The sequence below is a fragment of the Croceitalea sp. P059 genome (genome assembly GCF_031846365.1).
Classification (GTDB): Bacteria; Bacteroidota; Bacteroidia; order Flavobacteriales; family Flavobacteriaceae; genus Croceitalea; species Croceitalea vernalis.
Map to the genome: position 1 here is coordinate 522,855 of NZ_JAVRHW010000003.1, position 17,574 is coordinate 540,428.

Below are 17,574 nucleotides of genomic sequence, written 5' to 3' on the forward strand. Positions count from 1 at the left end.
TAATCTTAATCACTGCAATAATGAGTCGTTATATAAAAGTCTTTATTATAACATTGTTTGTCTTTTTTAATTCTTGTAAACAAAAGAATCAAACCAACACTACGGATAATCTATTTAAATTCAAAGATTATATAAGCTCACATACACAGGGTCAACAAAGTATTGGTACTTCAATAAAAATTCTATTAGCAAATCCTTTGGAGCAATTTGAGTTGGCTCAGGAGATACCCACAGGTTACTTAAAAATTAATCCTAAAGTTGAGGGTAAACTGGTTATTGAAAATGGAAGAGAACTTAGTTTTCAACCTTTAGAACTTTTAAAACCAGATACTGAATATACAGTCACTATATTATTGAATAAACTTGTAGAAGATGTACCCTCAGAATTTAATCGTTATAATTTTTCTTTCAAAACAATCACCCCAAACTTTAAAGTAAACCTGAGAAACCTTCAGTCTTATAGCAAAGAATGGCAATATCTTGAAGGAGTTCTTGACGCTTCAGATTTAGTTAGTACTAAAGAAGTTAAAACCATACTATCTGCTAAAAAAGAGAATTCCTCTTTAAAAATAAAATGGGATGAAGCTTCAAACGTTGCAAATTATTTCAGTTTCAGAATTGACAGTATCCCAAGGGGTATTAATGATGAATCTATCACGATTAATTGGTCAGGTAAAGCTATTGGAGCTGAAAATGAAGGGTCTGAGAAGTATGTCATTCCTGGATTGAACAAATTTGTGATTCTTGATGCTAAAACATCTATTGCTCCTAACGCGGCATTAACCCTAAACTTTTCTGAGCCTCTTAAACAAAATCAAAATCTAAACGGATTAATAACTATTGAAAATGCAGAAAACCTACGGTATGAAATAGATGGAAACGTTTTAAAAGTTTATCCATCCAATAGGATCTTAGGACAAGTACGAGTCAAAGCTTTTGAAGGAATAAAAAGTGCCTACGGGTTTTCTCTTAAATCTACTTTTTCTGAACTGGTTTCTTTTGAACAATTAAAACCTAACGTTCGGTTAATTTCAAAAGGCACCATACTACCAGACGCAACCTCCACACCTATTTATTTTGAGACAGTTAATCTTAATGCGGTGGAAGTACGTGTAATTGAAATATTTGAAGACAATGTGTTGCAATTTTTACAAAACAACGATTTAACTCAAAGCTATAATTCTGATTTAAGACCCGTAGGAAGAAGGGTGGCTTACAAAGTAATTCCACTTATTGAAAGCAATGATGAAAATAATAGCTATTGGAAAGCACATGCTTTAGACCTTTCAGAGCTAATAAAAGTCAGTCCCGGTTCCTTATATCGAATTGAGTTGAGCTTTAAAAAAGAACATACTTCTTACGCTTGTGATTCTGAAATTAAAAAAGAAGAAGAGTCTTCAATTTCCCTTGAGCAAAATCAAAGTGAACTTGATTTAGAAGAGCGCTATTGGGATAACCAGATTTATTATTGGCGAAATTATAATTATAATTGGGAAGAACAAGAAAACCCTTGTCATTCAGCTTATTACAATCCTGATAGAATAGCCTTTACCAACCTTTTGGGAAGTAATTTGGGACTTATTGTAAAAAAAGGAAATAATAAATCTCATCATTTTGCAGCTACTAATTTACTAACCGCTAAACCAGAACCAAACACAAAAATTAGCTTGTATAATTATCAACAACAGGCAATTGCAGAGGTTGTTACTGATGTCAAAGGTTTCGCTATTTACGATGGTGAAAAAAATATTGCTTTCGCGGTAGCGGAAAATCAAAATAACTTCGCTTACGCTAAGCTGGCAGATGGTAATGCTATATCAATGAGTAAATTTGATATTTCAGGCGAGCAATTACAGAAAGGGCTTCAGGGGTTTTTATACACGGATAGAGGTGTGCATAGGCCTGGCGATATGGTACATTTGACCTTTGTTTTAGATGACAAGGGTAATCCCTTACCAACAAATCACCCTGTTACACTAGAAGTATCTGATGCCCGTGGGAAACTTGTACAGCGAACCGTACTAAAAACGGAAAGCGCCCAAATATCTGAAGGAATATATGCTAAAAAAGAAGGTAGTTTTTACTATTTCCCTATACCAACGGAAATAGCTGCACCGACAGGAAATTGGAATGCAAAAATAATAGTAGGAGGGGCAACATTTAATAAAAGCATCAAAATTGCAACAGTCAAACCTAACCGCCTGAAAGTTGCGATTACTTTTGACGAAGAAGTTCTAAAAGCAAATGAATCCAACACCGGCAAAGTAAATGTAAAATGGTTGCATGGTGCTCCTGCTCGGAATTTAAAAATAGATATCAACACCAAGCTCAGAGCTATTTCAACTTCTTTTGCTTCGCATAAAGAATTTACTTTTCTAGACCCCGTACGCACTTTTAACGAAACGGAAATTCAGTTTTTAAATTCAGATTTAGATGCTGAGGGTAACCTAAAAATCAATAAAAAAATACCTGTCAACTCAAACGCCCCAGGCATGTTAGAGGCCACTTTTACTACTAAAGTTTTCGAAGGTGGTGGCGATTTTTCAATTGATGTGTTTTCTAAAAAGCTAGCACCTTATACTCATTTTGTTGGATTAAAATCTCCTAAAGCTCGACAATACGGATCTTACTTAACCGACGAAAATACCGAGTTTGATGTGGTTACCTTAAATGCAAATGAAAACCCCGCTCCAAATAGAAAACTAACTGTTCAGATTTTTAAAATAGAGTGGCGATGGTGGTGGAATCGAGGTCGTGATAATCTCTCACGTTATGAAAACGCGACTGTTCATCGCCCATTTAAAGAAATGAGTGTTACTACAGCTGCCAATGGAAAAGGTAAGTTTAAAATAAACATACCTGATAATGAAGGAGGGCGATTCTTAATTCGCGTTATCGATGAAGTTAGTGGTCATGCCACTGGGCGTGTTGCATACTTTTACCGGAATTGGTGGAAAAGACCAGCCTCAGGGGATACTGAAAGCTCCAAAATATTAATTTTCTCTGCCGATAAAGAAGAATATAACACTGGAGAAAATGCCATTATCACTTTTCCTTCCGATGCTGGTAGCCGAGCTCTATTGAGTATTGAGAATGGCTCCGAAGTTTTATCGCAACAATGGATAGAAACTTCAAGTAAAGAAACAGTGGCAACCGTTCCTATTACGGAAGAAATGGCCCCTAACATTTATATCAATATTTCTTTATTACAACCGCATAATCAAGCCACCAATGATCTACCAATTAGACTTTATGGAGCAGTACCATTATTAGTTACAAATAAAGCAACTGTTCTAGAACCTCAAATGGAATTACCTTCTATACTTGAGCCCGAAAAATCATTTACGGTAAAGGTTTCTGAAGCCAATAAAAAACCTATGACCTATACTCTAGCAATAGTTGATGAAGGCTTGTTAGATTTAACCAGATTTAGAACTCCTGATATCCATAGTTCATTTTATGCACGCCAAGCTTTAGGTGTAAAGACCTTTGATATTTTCGATGATGTGATGGGTGCCTACTCATTAAGTGTTGACAATATATACGCAATTGGTGGCGGGGGAATCGCTAACGGAGCAAAAAATAGGAAAGCACAACGTTTTAAACCTGTCGTGACTTATTTGGGGCCTTTTAACCTAAAACCGGGAGAACAGGCAAAACACGATGTTTTAATGCCAAATTATATTGGCTCTGTGCGTACTATGCTTATTGCGGGAAATGAGTCAAGTGCCTATGGTAATTACGAAAAGTCTACTCCTGTTCGAAAGCCTTTAATGGTATTAACATCTTTACCGCGCAAGCTCACACCTAGTGAAACTGTAACTATACCGGTCACTGTATTTGCCATGGAAAAGAAGGTGAAAAATGTAAAAGTTAGCATTGAAACTGGTAGCGCCCTTGAGCCTATAAATGGTTCTTCTAAGAATATTACGTTTAGTGCGATCGGAGAACAAATCGTAAATTTCAAATTCAAAGTAAAACCTTCATCTAAGTTTCAAACTATAAAAGTTAGTGCATCTGGGGCTGGTGAAAATGCTAGTGAGGTCCTTGAAATTGACATTGAAAACCCCAATCCAATTACGTCAAAAAGTAAACTATTTACAATTGGAAAAAATGAATCAGATACGATTTCATTTGAGCCTTTTGGAACTTCTGGAACTAACACCGCATTTTTAGAATTCTCTACATTGCCTCCAATGGATTTTTCAAAAAGAATGGAATACCTGCTTCAATATCCGCATGGTTGTGTTGAACAAACAACCTCAGCGGTATTTCCCCAGCTATTTTTATCTGAAATTTTGGACATTACTTATGATAAAAAACAGAATATTCAAAAGAACATAAAAGCCGGAATTAGAAAATTAAGTGATTTTCAAGCTCCTAACGGTGGATTAAGCTATTGGCCCGGTTACAGTAATACTGATGACTGGGGAACCTCTTACGCCGGACATTTTATGCTTGAAGCAAGAAATAAAGGGTATCAACTGCCATTAACCTTTTTGAGTAATTGGCTACGTTATCAAAAAGATGCAGCTAGACAATGGAGCAGAACTAGTGCTTCATATAACAACGATTTAACTCAGGCTTATAGATTGTATACATTAGCTCTAGCTCAGCAGCCAGAATTAGCAGCCATGAATCGTCTTCGGGAGTCAAAAAATATGAGTAATGAAGCAAAATGGAGACTTGCAGCAGCTTATATTATGGTTGGAAAAAAAGAAGTAGCTGAATTACTTGTAAAAACTGCTAATGTCAACTTTAAAGCTAACAATTACGATTATTACACCTATGGGTCTGTTTTTAGAAATAGAGCCATGGCCTTAGAGACCTTAGTACTTCTTGAAAGTCCTAAACAACGTGATTTGGCTATTTCATTGGCCAAAAATCTTTCTTCTCAACGTTGGTATAGCACCCAAGAAACGGCTTATGCATTATTATCCATGGCTAAAATGGTTATGAAGAATGGTGGAAAATCAATAGCATTAAATTACACTCATAACGGTCAAAAAATTAATGTGAAGTCAGACCGTGCTATTGCCCAACGAAATATTAGCATTAACAATAATGTAGAGCATATTGCAATTCAAAATAATCAAAATAACATCATCTATACTACTTTGACGCAATCAGGAAAATTACCTGTTGGTAAAGAATTGGCGCAGCAGCAAAAACTTAATTTAAAGGTTCAGTATTTAGATCCACTTTCGAAATTAATAAATGTATCCTCGATTAAACAAGGGACAGAATTTGAAGCAAAAATCACTGTTTTTAATGCTACAGATGATGCTATTAATAATATTGCACTAACTCAAGTTGTACCTAGCGGTTGGGAAATTGTAGATACTTCATATGCAAATGTTGGTAACAGCAATACTAAGAAAACAGATTACATTGACACACGTGATGATAGAACCAATTTATATTTTGGTTTAGAGGCTAGAAAAGCGAAGGTTTTTCATATTAAATTGAATGCTTCCTTTCTAGGGGAGTATTATTTACCAGGTAGTCAAGCTGAAGCTATGTATGATAATACTGCTATTGCAAGAACTAAAGGACAATGGGTTAAAGTTGTTCAATAATTTTTAATTAAAGGGACTAGTTGATTTTTTTAATCAATATGTATACGCCTAGATTAAAGAAATGAAATCTATATTGAATTTTGAAGAAGCCATTTTATAAACATAAAATAAAGTTCAGTATTTTACTGATTTTCATTATTCTATGGCTGTTTTGTTTACCTAAATCACTTTTTAGCGACCCAATATCAACAGTTGTAGAAAGTTCGAATGGAACCTTAATTGGCGCTCGTATTGCGGAAGATGGTCAATGGCGTTTTCCACAATTAGATAGTGTTCCTGAGAAATTTAAGCAATCTGTATTATTATTTGAAGATGAGCATTTCTACAATCACCCTGGCTTTAATCCTGTTTCAATTTTAAAAGCAATCAAACACAATCTAACTAAAGATACGCGTAGGGGTGGAAGTACTATAACTCAACAAGTAATCAGGTTAAGCAGAAAAAATAAAAGACGTAATTATCTTGAAAAAGTAATTGAAGTTTTTTTAGCAACGCGTTTAGAAGCCGGATTTTCTAAAGATGAAATTTTAACGCTATATGCAAGCTATACACCCTATGGAGGTAATGTGGTTGGATTAGAAACAGCTTCATGGCGCTATTTTGGTATACCTGCCAACGAATTAAGCTGGGGGCAAGCTGCATCACTTGCTGTTTTGCCCAATGCACCATCATTAATATTTCCGGGTAGAAATGAACAAGCGCTATTGTTAAAGCGAAATAGATTACTAAAAAAGCTATTTCAAAAAGATAAAATTGATGAAATCACTTATGAATTAGCCGTAGCGGAACCATTACCAAAAAAGCCATTACCCCTACCTAATATTGCTCCTCATTTAACGGAACGGGCTAAAAAAGAACATGGTGGCGAACGTGTAAGTAGTTCTTTAGATTATAATTTACAACAACAGGTAAATCGTATTGCAAACCAAAATTACCAACGATTAAAAAATAATGAAATACACAATTTAGCCATACTAGTAATGGATGTCAGTTCTAGAAAAATACTGGCATATTTAGGAAATTCACCCACTTCAAAAGAGCATGATAATTATGTTGATATTTTAACCAAAAAAAGAAGTACAGGTAGCACTCTTAAACCCTTTTTATTTGCATCGCTATTGCATGAAGGTCGGTTATTACCTAAAGCATTGGTGGAAGATATACCAACGGTAATAAATGGCTATAACCCTAAAAATTTCAACAAGAACTATTCTGGTGCGGTACCTGCTGACCGTGCTTTATCACGATCATTAAATGTGCCTGCAGTGAGGTTATTACAAGAGTACGGACTTCAAAAATTTTACAATAACCTAAATGATTTACAATTTAAGGGCTTAGATAAATCTGCAGGATATTATGGCTTGCCTATCATTTTAGGCGGAGCAGAAAGCTCTTTAATTGAACTTACCCAATCCTACGCATCTTTGGCCTCCACTTTGAATTATTTTAATACAAATTCTAGTGTTTACCGTTCTAATGAATTTCAATCTGCCTCCTATCTTTTGAACGAACAAATTAATTTCGGTAAGGACCAGTTTCAAGCCCCAGTATTAAATGCTGGTTCTATATACCATACTTTTAAAGCAATGCAAGAAGTAAACAGACCTGAGGGTGAAGAAAATTGGCAATTCTTTGATGAATCACAGCCGATTGCCTGGAAAACCGGAACAAGTTTTGGGTTTAAAGATGCCTGGGCCGTCGGAGTCACACCTGAATATGCGATTGGTATTTGGGCCGGTAATGCTGATGGTGAAGGCAGACCAGGATTAACTGGAATTACTGCCGCTGCGCCCATTTTATTTGATGTGCTTCAAATATTACCAAAAAGCAATTGGTTTGAGATACCGTTTGATGATTTAAAGCCCTTAGAAGTTTGTATTAAAAGTGGCTATAGAGCCTCCATTTATTGTGATCATAAAACTGAAAATCAAATGCCAATAAACGGATTAAAAAGTAAAACATGTCCTTTTCATGAACAATTAGCGTTAGATCAAAATGAAGTTTTTCAGGTGACCGCTAATTGCTATCCGTTAGAAAATATCAAATTTAAAAGTTGGTTTTCGCTACCTCCAGTGATTGAGTATTACTATGCCACCGCAAATCCAGATTATCAAAAAAAACCCGTTTATTCGAATGATTGTAATACCTATATAAAAACTCCAATGGCGTTTTTGTATCCCAAGAAAAATGAAATCATTCTAGTACCAAAAAACCTAGGAAACAAAACAAGTGAAATCATATTAAAACTTGCCCATCAACAACCAAACAGTGAAGTGTTTTGGTATTTGGATGACACTTTTATTAACACCACTAGCAGTTTTCACGAACTTATTATAAATATAAAACCTGGAAACTATTTACTCAGTGTAGTCGATGATAAAGGTAATCGCATTCAGCAGCAATTAAAAGTTGATTTGGCCTCCAAAAATTAATAACTATTTTTTTCGCATAAAAACAGTCATGGGCACTCCAGTAAAATCAAACTGCTTTCTTAATTGATTTTCAAGAAACCGCTTATAAGGTTCGCGCACGTACTGTGGCAAGTTACAAAAGAATGCAAATTGCGGATACGGCGTGGGCAGTTGAGTACAGAATTTAATTTTCACGAATTTCCCTTTATATGCTGGTGGTTGGTGATTTTGAATTATAGGTAACATAATGTCGTTCAATTTTCGAGTAACGATCTTCTTTGAACGATTTTTATAAACCTCAACTGCAGTCTCAATAGCCTTAAAAATTCTTTGTTTATTTAAAACAGAAATAAATAGGATTGGAACATCAACAAAAGGCTCCATAGCTTCTCGTATTTTCTTTTCAAAATCACGAACAGAGTTGGTTTCTTTTTCAACTAAATCCCATTTATTGACTAATATCACAATGCCTTTGTGGTTACGTTGTGCAAGCCAAAATATATTCTGTACTTGACCATCAAATCCGCGAGTGGCGTCTAATAATAATATGCAGACATCTGCATGTTCAATCGCTCGCACTGAACGCATTACAGAATAAAATTCTAAATCTTCTTTTACTTTTGCTTTTCTGCGAATACCAGCAGTATCCACTAAATTAAACTCAAACCCAAAACGATTGTATTTAGTATCAATACTATCTCTTGTTGTACCTGCTATATCTGTTACAATATATCTTTCTTCCCCAATTAAGGCATTAATGAATGAAGATTTACCGGCGTTTGGGCGACCTACTACAGCAAATCTTGGTAATTCATCTACTTTCTCCTCAATTTCTGGCAATACCTTTACTAGAGCATCTAAGAGTTCTCCTGTGCCACCGCCATTAATACTTGAAAGGGTATAATACTCTCCTAAACCTAAGGAATAAAACTCTACCGCATCTGCTTCTCTTTGACCATTATCAACTTTGTTTATTGCCAAAAAAACTGGTTTATCTACCCGGCGTAACAATTTAGCTACATCTTCATCCATTCCAGTAACCCCAGATTCAACATCAACCATAAAAATTATGGCATCAGCCTCATCAATTGCAAGCTCAACTTGTTTGTCAATTTCTTTTTCAAAAATGTCGTCGCTTCCAACAACATAGCCACCTGTATCAATAACAGAAAACTCTCGCCCATTCCAATCTGTTTTTCCATAGTGACGGTCTCTAGTTACTCCACTAACAGCATCAACAATGGCTTCTCTTCTTTGAATCAAACGATTAAAAAAAGTTGATTTTCCAACATTTGGCCTTCCAACAATGGCAACAATAGCGCCCATCTAGTTATTTTTTTGCAAAAGTACCACTTATTTACCAAGAAAGGACCTAACTGCCTTGTACCAGAATTAATTAAAAAAATCTATTGGGCCTGGTTTAAAGCAAAAGCACGGTTAAAACCGTGCTTTTATTTTATAACTGGAAATTATGAGAACTATTAATTTTCGTAAAAAGAAACAGTACCACTAACTTCATTACTTACCACCAATAGTTCTTTACCATTAGGACTGTCTTCAGCCGCAATGACAATTAAACCTTCAGGGCCAACATCACCAGAATTTTCTAAAATTTGAATAAAGGTTGGAGAATTAGGGTTAGTAATATCGTAAACCATAACTTGATTGTTCCGCTCTAAACCAACAAATAGAATTTGTTTATCCCCTATTTTTTGTATCGTAACCGATTCTGGTTCCGCACCCTTATCATCACTTCTACTATCATCGCCATTGAATACGGCTGGAGTTAATAAAAGTGTTTGTATGGCAATGTCATTACTGCTATCATAAATCAATTGACCATCACCTGTCCAAATAGTAAATGATCGAGCACCATAATTATATAATTCATCATAATCACCATCACCATCAATATCTCCTAAAGTAGTAGTTGATTGTAAGCGTCCTAAATTTTCATCCAATTGCAAGGTTGCCGCATCAGGAAATACCGCTTCGTCAAATTTTAAATCAGCCATACGTTCTTCTTCGGAATAACCATCGTAATCTCTAGCATCACCTTCATTAGCAGTTACAACATAATCCATTCCATTAACACTGTAATATGCGATAGCGTCTGGTTGATACATTCCAAATACAGGAACACTACGTAATTCCTTTATATCATCTCTATTACTTGGGTCTATTTCATTTCCAGAAAGACTATAATCTTTAAATCCTAAAGGAATAATAGTTTCGATTTGTTTGGTTTCAAGATTAACTACTGCAACACCATTATTTTCTTGTAGTGTTACCCAAGCTTTCTTTGAATCGTCAGAAACAGCAACGTATTCTGGTTCTACATCCATAGCTAGGGTTGCACCAGGGCCAAAAACTCTAAAACCATTGTTCTCTAAGATCTCTTCTTGAGCATTGAAACTTTCAAAATCCAAATTTATTACTTCTCCACTTTCAACATTTATAATGCTTACCATTCCTTTAGGATCTATAGTATAATCATCATTTGGCTCTCCTTCATTTGCAACGACCGCATATTTACCATCTGGAGTAAACGTGACCATATCTGGCAGTGAGCCAATTGTGTAACCAGAAATAAACTCCAGGGATTCAGCATCGAAAAACTTAACAAAACCAGGAGCCTGCTTGTCTTGCGCTTCATATGCTACAGCTACTATTCCATTATTTATACTAACACTATTAGGGTTACCGGCATGATCTTGAACCAAATTCTTTAAAAATACTGGAGCTCCTAAATTGTTTAAATCATAAACTGATACACTTACTGTTTCAGCATTGATAACAAAAAGTCTTTTTGTTTCAGAATCAAACCCAGATATTTCTGCTGAACCTTCACCTCCAACTTGAATAGTACTATGGTATTTAAAATCAATATTTACCATTTCTTTTGGAGCATCATCCCCTCTTCCACCATCATTATCACCAATAAAGTCATCTAAATGTTCGCAACTAACAAAGCAAATAGCTAATCCTAAATAGGTTAGCGGTTTCATAAAATTTTTCATTCCGATTGGTTTAAATTTCCATGAAGGTCTTAAACCAAAGTGAAGTTAAGGTTAGCTAAATTGTAAATTATGATTTAGTTATTGTAACCAAAACGTTTCAGCTGATTGCTATTGCTTCGCCAATTTTTATTGACTTTTACATAAAGCTCAATAAATACTTGTTTGTCAAAAAACTTTTCTAAATCCTTTCGAGCTTCAATACCTACGCGCTTTAGTGCTGAACCCTTATGACCAATAATAATTCCTTTTTGAGTATCTCGTTCAACCATAATAACGGAACGGATTCTAATAATTTTCTCGTCTTCTTCAAACTCTTCCGTTGCTACTTCAACAGCATATGGAATCTCTTTTTTATAGTGAAGTAAGATTTTTTCTCGAATAGTTTCATTGACAAAAAATCGTTCAGGCTTGTCGGTAAGTTGGTCTTTAGGGTAATATGGCGGAGCCTCAGGAAGTAGTTCCAATATGCGATTAAATACCTCTTTAATATTGAAATTTTCCAAAGCAGAAATTGGATGAATCTCAGCATTAGGTAGCAAGCCTTGCCAATGTTGTATTTGTTCTTCTAAAGCTGTCTGCTCAGAACTATCTATCTTATTTAAAAGTAATAAAACCGGAATTTTACTATTCTTTATCTTTTCAAAAAAGGCCTCATCTTTTAATGCTTTTTCCCCAATTTCAACCATATAAAGCAAAACATCAGCATCTTCAAAAGCCAGTTTGACAAAATCCATCATGGCCGTCTGCATCTCATAAGCAGGTTTAATAATCCCAGGTGTATCCGATAAAATCACTTGAAAATCATCTCCGTTTACAATTCCTAAAATACGATGACGAGTCGTTTGCGCTTTAGAAGTTATTATAGATAGTTTTTCACCAATAAAAGCATTCATTAGGGTTGACTTGCCAACATTGGGGTTACCAATAATATTTACAAATCCTGATTTATGCTTTTTCATTCTTTAATTTTTCAAAATAAATTCTCGCAGCAACATTCACTTTTGGCGCCAATAATAATACAGCAATCATATTTGGTATGACCATTAAAGCATATGATAAATCAATTAAGTTTTTAACCAATTCCAAAGAGGCAACAGCTGCAAATACAATCATTATTACAAAGTACACATTATACAACTTTCCTATTTTGGCATTAGTTAAATAGGATAAACTCTTAACACCATAATATGAATAAGTAAAAAGAGTGGACAATGCAAAAGCTGAAACGATAATCATTAATAAAATACCCCCCCAACTCCCTAACGATGTATTAAATGCATTTAAGGTCATCACTATACCACTACCTTCTTGAAGGTAGGCCCCACTTAAAATTAAAACAATTGCTGTGAATGTGCAGACTAAGATAGTATCAATAAAAGGTCCTAACATTGCTACTAATCCTTCTCTTATGGGTTCATCATTTTTTGATTGCCCATGATACATTGGTGCTGATCCAAGGCCCGCTTCATTTGAAAACATCGCTCTTCTTACCCCTATAATTATAAGTCCCCAAAAACCACCTGTGACTAAAGTATCAAAATTCCATGCTTCAGTTATAATTAGTTTAAGAGATGGTAAAACCTCAGAAGCATTAGCAACCATAACTAGTACAACGGCAATCAAGTATATCATCACCATTAAAGGAACTATTGCTGTTGCTACTTTAGCTATATTCTTTAATCCTCCAAAAATTACAAAGGAAGAAACGACCGCCAGAATTATTCCTATTAATAATTTCCAATTAAACAAAGCATCTTGAGCTGTACCACCTAGTGCTATGATTGATTCTTCGGGTTGAATAACACTCATGAAGGTTTCTGTGAACTGGTTAGCTGTAAAAACCCCTAAAAAACCAAAAAGACCAGCAATACTAAAAAAAATAGCGAGGGGTTTTGCCTTCTTACCAAGACCTTGAGTAATGTAATACATTGGACCGCCCTGAAGTTTTCCATCGGAATCTTTACCTCTGAACATTATAGATAAACTACAAGAATAAAACTTAATACACATACCAATGAGTGCCGTCATCCAAATCCAAAAAACCACCCCTGGTCCTCCATCGTGAATAGCAATGGCGACGCCTGAAATATTACCTAATCCTACAGTTGCTGCGACAGCAGCCGATAAGGCTTGTAGCGAACTTACGTCTCCTTTTGCATTTTTATCGTCATATTTCCCTCTAGTTATAGCAATTGCGTGACATAAAAAACGATAGGGTAAAAACTTTGAGTAACATACCAAAAAGAGCCCTCCTCCTATCAATAAAAGAAACATTGGCCATTCAGTTCCAGAAATAGCTTGGATTAAAAAATCATTCAATTTTTCCATGAAATCGAAGGTAGTTAATTCCAATAAAACTAGAAGCCAACAGGATACTAGAATTAAAATGGAAAAACTCCAAAATTAAAATGAATCCTAATTAAATAATTGAGCTATGTATTGCTATGGAATATAATACAGCACTTGAACTCATACTTAGATACCATTAAGCCTAGTCAACAAATGAAGACAATGGCTAATTTTAAAATCAAAGTCCATCTAAATTTGGAAATAACATTAAAACGGTTGTATATTTGCCGTCCACATCGCGGGATAGAGCAGTAGGTAGCTCGTCGGGCTCATAACCCGAAGGTCACTGGTTCGAGTCCAGTTCCCGCTACTACAAAAGCTTCAAGGTTACTTGAGGCTTTTTTTATTCCACCACTTTTTAGCTTTTTCAAATAAAAAACATCTTTCTAATAAGGGAAGTGACCTTTCATCTTGTTTTGGTGTCATAACATAGATATCAAAAATAAATGTTGTTGAAGTACATTCTTACATATGGGTTTTTTTAAATACATCACATAGAGTTTTTGATGCATTTTAACGATTAATTAAGAAATAGCCTGTCTTTTGAGACATCTTAAATTTTCTTTAACAATTGAAACGCTAACCTAATACTATAATTATATGAATTAAAAATTACACTAAAACCACACTTATTAACTATTAAAATTACTTTTTGATCTGACCATTTGAATTCATTTGGTCTTCGTGCTATAGTATTTTAATTACCCCACCTTACTGTTTAATAAACTAAACACAAATCATTAAAGAATGAAAAACAATTACTTTTTTAAAGTATTGGTACTGACATTATCTATCTGTTTTTTATCGTTTGCTCCTAAAGCTGACGACAAAACATTAGATGTTGTTAAAGTCAATACAAATTCAGAAACGAATTATAACGATTCTGCTTCTTCAAGTATTAATGAAGAAATGAATTGTTATGTTGAAATGCCAACATTGAGTCAAAATGGCTCATGTGTTCAAGCTTCTGCATTGCCAAATAGCTTTGGAGATGACGTTGAATTTATGTGGGCAGAGAATGTGAATGGGAGTATTCAAGCAAGAACTCCTTGGTCGCAAAACACGGCCCTAAGCTATTGTCCGCCATCTTCTGGTGACTTTAGGTTATGCGCTAGAACTGCAGGATGTAGTGATATCTACGAAACTGAAGATATACACCTATCAGCGCAATGTGGTTCTATAGATGGTATTTACATTTATGATCAGTCTACAGACCAAGCAGTTTTAGGTCCTATTAGTAATGATCAAGAAATTGATGTAAATAGTTTGCCTAACCACTACTATTTGGTGGCTGAAACATCTAATGGTATTGAAAGTGTTTATCTTACAGTTGATGGAACTTCAATTACCGAAAATGTAGTCTTATATACCTTTCCTGCAGGAGCGGATAACAACAACAACTGGGAACCTTCTTTAGGTTCACACTCTGTTGACGCTGCAGCCTATCTTGAAGATAGCAGAAATGGTGGCTTATGTGATACTTTACATGTAACTTTTGTACTTATAGATGATAATGGAATAAACCCTCCGACAGTACCTAATTGTGACGCTGGAGATTTAATTTGGACTAACGATGTTTCTGTTAACAATGACGGATCTGTTAATGCAGATGTAAGATTTATTAATGGTGGAAATTATACAATTCCTGGTCCATACCCTGCTGCACTTTCCGGTCCTTCGACCGTTAGTATTAATGAGGCTATCTCTTGGGATGGTTATTCCAATAGAGTAAATGTTTACCAAGAATTTGAACAATGGAGAATAGTTTTCTTAAAGAATGGCGCTGTTCAATATAGTTCTCAATTAACTGGAGACCCTGCTGATAATGTAGCTTCAGCCGAATGGATTGGAGCTTTAGATCAAAATATAAATCTGCCAAATGGAGCAGATCAAATCATATTAGCACATATCGAAGATAGTCAATATGGTGACGGAAGTAGAGCTTCTGCAAATTCTGTGGTTCCCTCTAGTATTTGTATTTCTGTTGAAGGAGTAACTATTGAACCACCAACAGTACCAACTTGTGATGCTGGTGATTTTATTTGGACAAATGATGTTACAGTTAATAGTAATGGATCTGTTAATGCAGATGTCAGATTTATAAATGGTGGTAATTTTGTAGTTCCAGGTCCTTATCCTGAGGAATTATCAGGTCCTTCTACAGTAAATATTAACGAAGCCATTTCTTGGGATGGATATGCCAATAGAGTAAATGTTAATCAAGAATTTGAACAATGGAGAATTGTTTTCTTAAAGAATGGAGTTGTACAATATAGCTCTCAATTGACGGAAGACACTCCAGATTTAGTTGCATCAGGTGAATGGATTGGTGCTCTAGATCAAAATATTGAGTTACCAAATGGTGCAGATCAAATTATTTTGGCACATATAGAAGATGGCGAATATGGTGATGGTTCTAGAAGTTCATCCAATTCAGTGGTACCTTCTAGTATTTGTATTTCAGCGGAAGCTATTTGTGATTTAACTGTTGATGCTGGAGATGCGATTGAAGTTTGTGAAGATGAGACAGTAGAATTAACCGCAACAGCTGAAAACGCCAATGTTTGTGAAGGTGGATGCGAGTATCCAATTATTGAAAGTGTTAGATGTAACAATAGCAATATGGCCGAAATTTGGATTTCGAATGCAGGCCAAGATCATTTCAATACTACTTTAAACTCTAGTTTTGAAGTTTTAGATAATGGCGTTGCTACTTACTCATCTAGAGTTTCAAATGGTACCGATATTTTAGACGTTTCTTTAACTTTTTCAGGTCGTACAACGACACCTCCAACTGGCAGTCCTAAGTTAGGCTGTGATACCGGTAATACATCTGATTATGTTTACTGGACTTCTACTTCAGGGACCATAGTTTCTCAACAACATGGAACATTCCAAGTTTCAAGAATGGGTGAAGCTTTCCAATTAGGTCTGGGTGGTGATGTTACACGTGAAGGTTTTGGAGCATCTGGCTGGTTAACAATAACTGGAGGTGATGGATATTACGAAAGAGGCGATATCAATATTAAACTAGGTGAATGTAATCCAATTGGTGGTGATTCTACTGTGGAATATGTTTGGACAACAGAAGACGGTAATATTGTCGGAGACCCTAATCAAAATACAATTACTGTTGATCAATCTGGTACGTATAAAGTTGTTGCAAAAGACTGCAAAGACTGCGAAGCGGAAGACGAAGTAGTTGTCAACCTATTAGAAAAAGTTGTAATAGGAAATTTTGTTTGGGTTGATGTAAATGAAAATGGTCTTCAAGATGATGGGGCAACTGGAGTTAACGGAGTAAACGTAACGTTGTTTCAAGCAAATGGAACTGAAGTTGCAAGTACAACTACAGCTAATGACCCTAATTCCGGCGACGCTGGTTACTATGAATTTGAAGTATGTCAAGAATCGGGTGATTACTACATCGTTTTTGATAATATTCCTGATGGTTTTGAGATTACTGATCAAAATGTGGGTGGAGATGATGCTGTTGATTCTGATATTAATCCAAACGGACGAACAGACGATTTCACAATTACTACAGAGGACGATTTAACACTTGATGCTGGTATTTTCTTACCAAAAGCTTCTCTTGGTGATACTGTTTTCCTTGATGAAAATGAAAACGGAATTCAAGATGACGGTGAAGAAGGTGTTGAAGGGGTTGTTGTTAATCTTTTAGATTGTGATGGAAATGAGCTGGACTCAACCATGACTGATGAAAATGGTAACTACAGCTTTACTGAACTTGACCCTAACGTAGATTACGTAGTTGAGTTTGAACTTCCTGATGGATATGAATTCTCTCCTGTTAATCAAGGTGCTGATGATACAGCTGACTCTGACGCGGGTGAAGATGGACGTACTCCATGTACTGATCTTGCTCCTGGTGAAAATAACCCAACACTTGATGCTGGTATTTTCTTACCATGTGATATTAATCCTGAGGTAACTCTTTTAGCGGATCCAATCTGTCAAGGAACAGAAATAACTCTAACAGCTACCGGAGGTGACCAATTTGTTTGGAAACTTAATGATGAAGTAATAGATGGACAAACGGCTTCAACTTTAACTGTTACTCCAAATGTAACTTCAACCTACGCGGTTGTTGTAACAGACAGTAGCCAATTTGAGTGTTTTGCAGAAGTTAGCACTGTAGTTACAGTTAATCCTGTTACTCCGGATGTAGTTGCTGAAACTACAGTTTGTGAA

7 protein-coding genes and 1 tRNA gene are annotated in these 17,574 nt (G+C 35.5%); 4 read left to right on the forward strand and 4 right to left on the reverse strand.

Going from position 1 to position 17,574, the window contains the following annotated elements; translation table 11 throughout:
- The first annotated feature begins 20 nt into the window (after positions 1-20).
- Positions 21-5,579, forward strand: coding sequence for an MG2 domain-containing protein (locus tag RM542_RS12580; protein WP_311386091.1), 5,559 nt, complete (start codon positions 21-23; stop codon positions 5,577-5,579).
- Between the two features lie 80 nt (positions 5,580-5,659).
- Entirely contained in the window at positions 5,660-8,011 is a 2,352-nt protein-coding gene (gene pbpC, locus RM542_RS12585) for a penicillin-binding protein 1C (RefSeq protein ID WP_311386092.1), read from the forward strand.
- A 3-nt stretch (positions 8,012-8,014) separates the two neighbouring features.
- On the opposite strand, the gene der is transcribed toward pbpC, so the two are convergent.
- The 4 genes from der to RM542_RS12605 all read right to left on the reverse strand — a co-directional run bounded on the left by der (position 8,015) and on the right by RM542_RS12605 (position 13,338).
- Positions 8,015-9,316 (reverse strand): ribosome biogenesis GTPase Der, encoded by a 1,302-nt coding sequence (gene der, locus RM542_RS12590; protein WP_311386093.1) that lies wholly within the window; start codon positions 9,314-9,316, stop codon positions 8,015-8,017.
- 155 nt (positions 9,317-9,471) lie between these two features.
- Positions 9,472-11,010, reverse strand: a complete 1,539-nt coding sequence (locus RM542_RS12595) for a choice-of-anchor I family protein (RefSeq protein ID WP_311386094.1) — start codon at positions 11,008-11,010, stop codon at positions 9,472-9,474.
- A gap of 74 nt (positions 11,011-11,084) precedes the next feature.
- Complete coding sequence (gene era / locus RM542_RS12600) at positions 11,085-11,969, reverse strand: GTPase Era (protein ID WP_311386095.1); 885 nt, start codon at positions 11,967-11,969, stop codon at positions 11,085-11,087.
- Complete coding sequence (locus tag RM542_RS12605) at positions 11,956-13,338, reverse strand: alanine/glycine:cation symporter family protein (protein WP_311386096.1); 1,383 nt, start codon at positions 13,336-13,338, stop codon at positions 11,956-11,958. Before RM542_RS12605 ends, era begins: the two co-directional genes overlap by 14 nt.
- A gap of 258 nt (positions 13,339-13,596) precedes the next feature.
- On the opposite strand from RM542_RS12605, the gene RM542_RS12610 reads away from it, so the two are divergent.
- Positions 13,597-13,669 (forward strand) — tRNA-Met (locus RM542_RS12610).
- A 437-nt stretch (positions 13,670-14,106) separates the two neighbouring features.
- Positions 14,107-17,574 (forward strand): SdrD B-like domain-containing protein (locus RM542_RS12615; protein ID WP_311386097.1); only part of this gene is annotated, 3,468 nt, incomplete at its 3' end.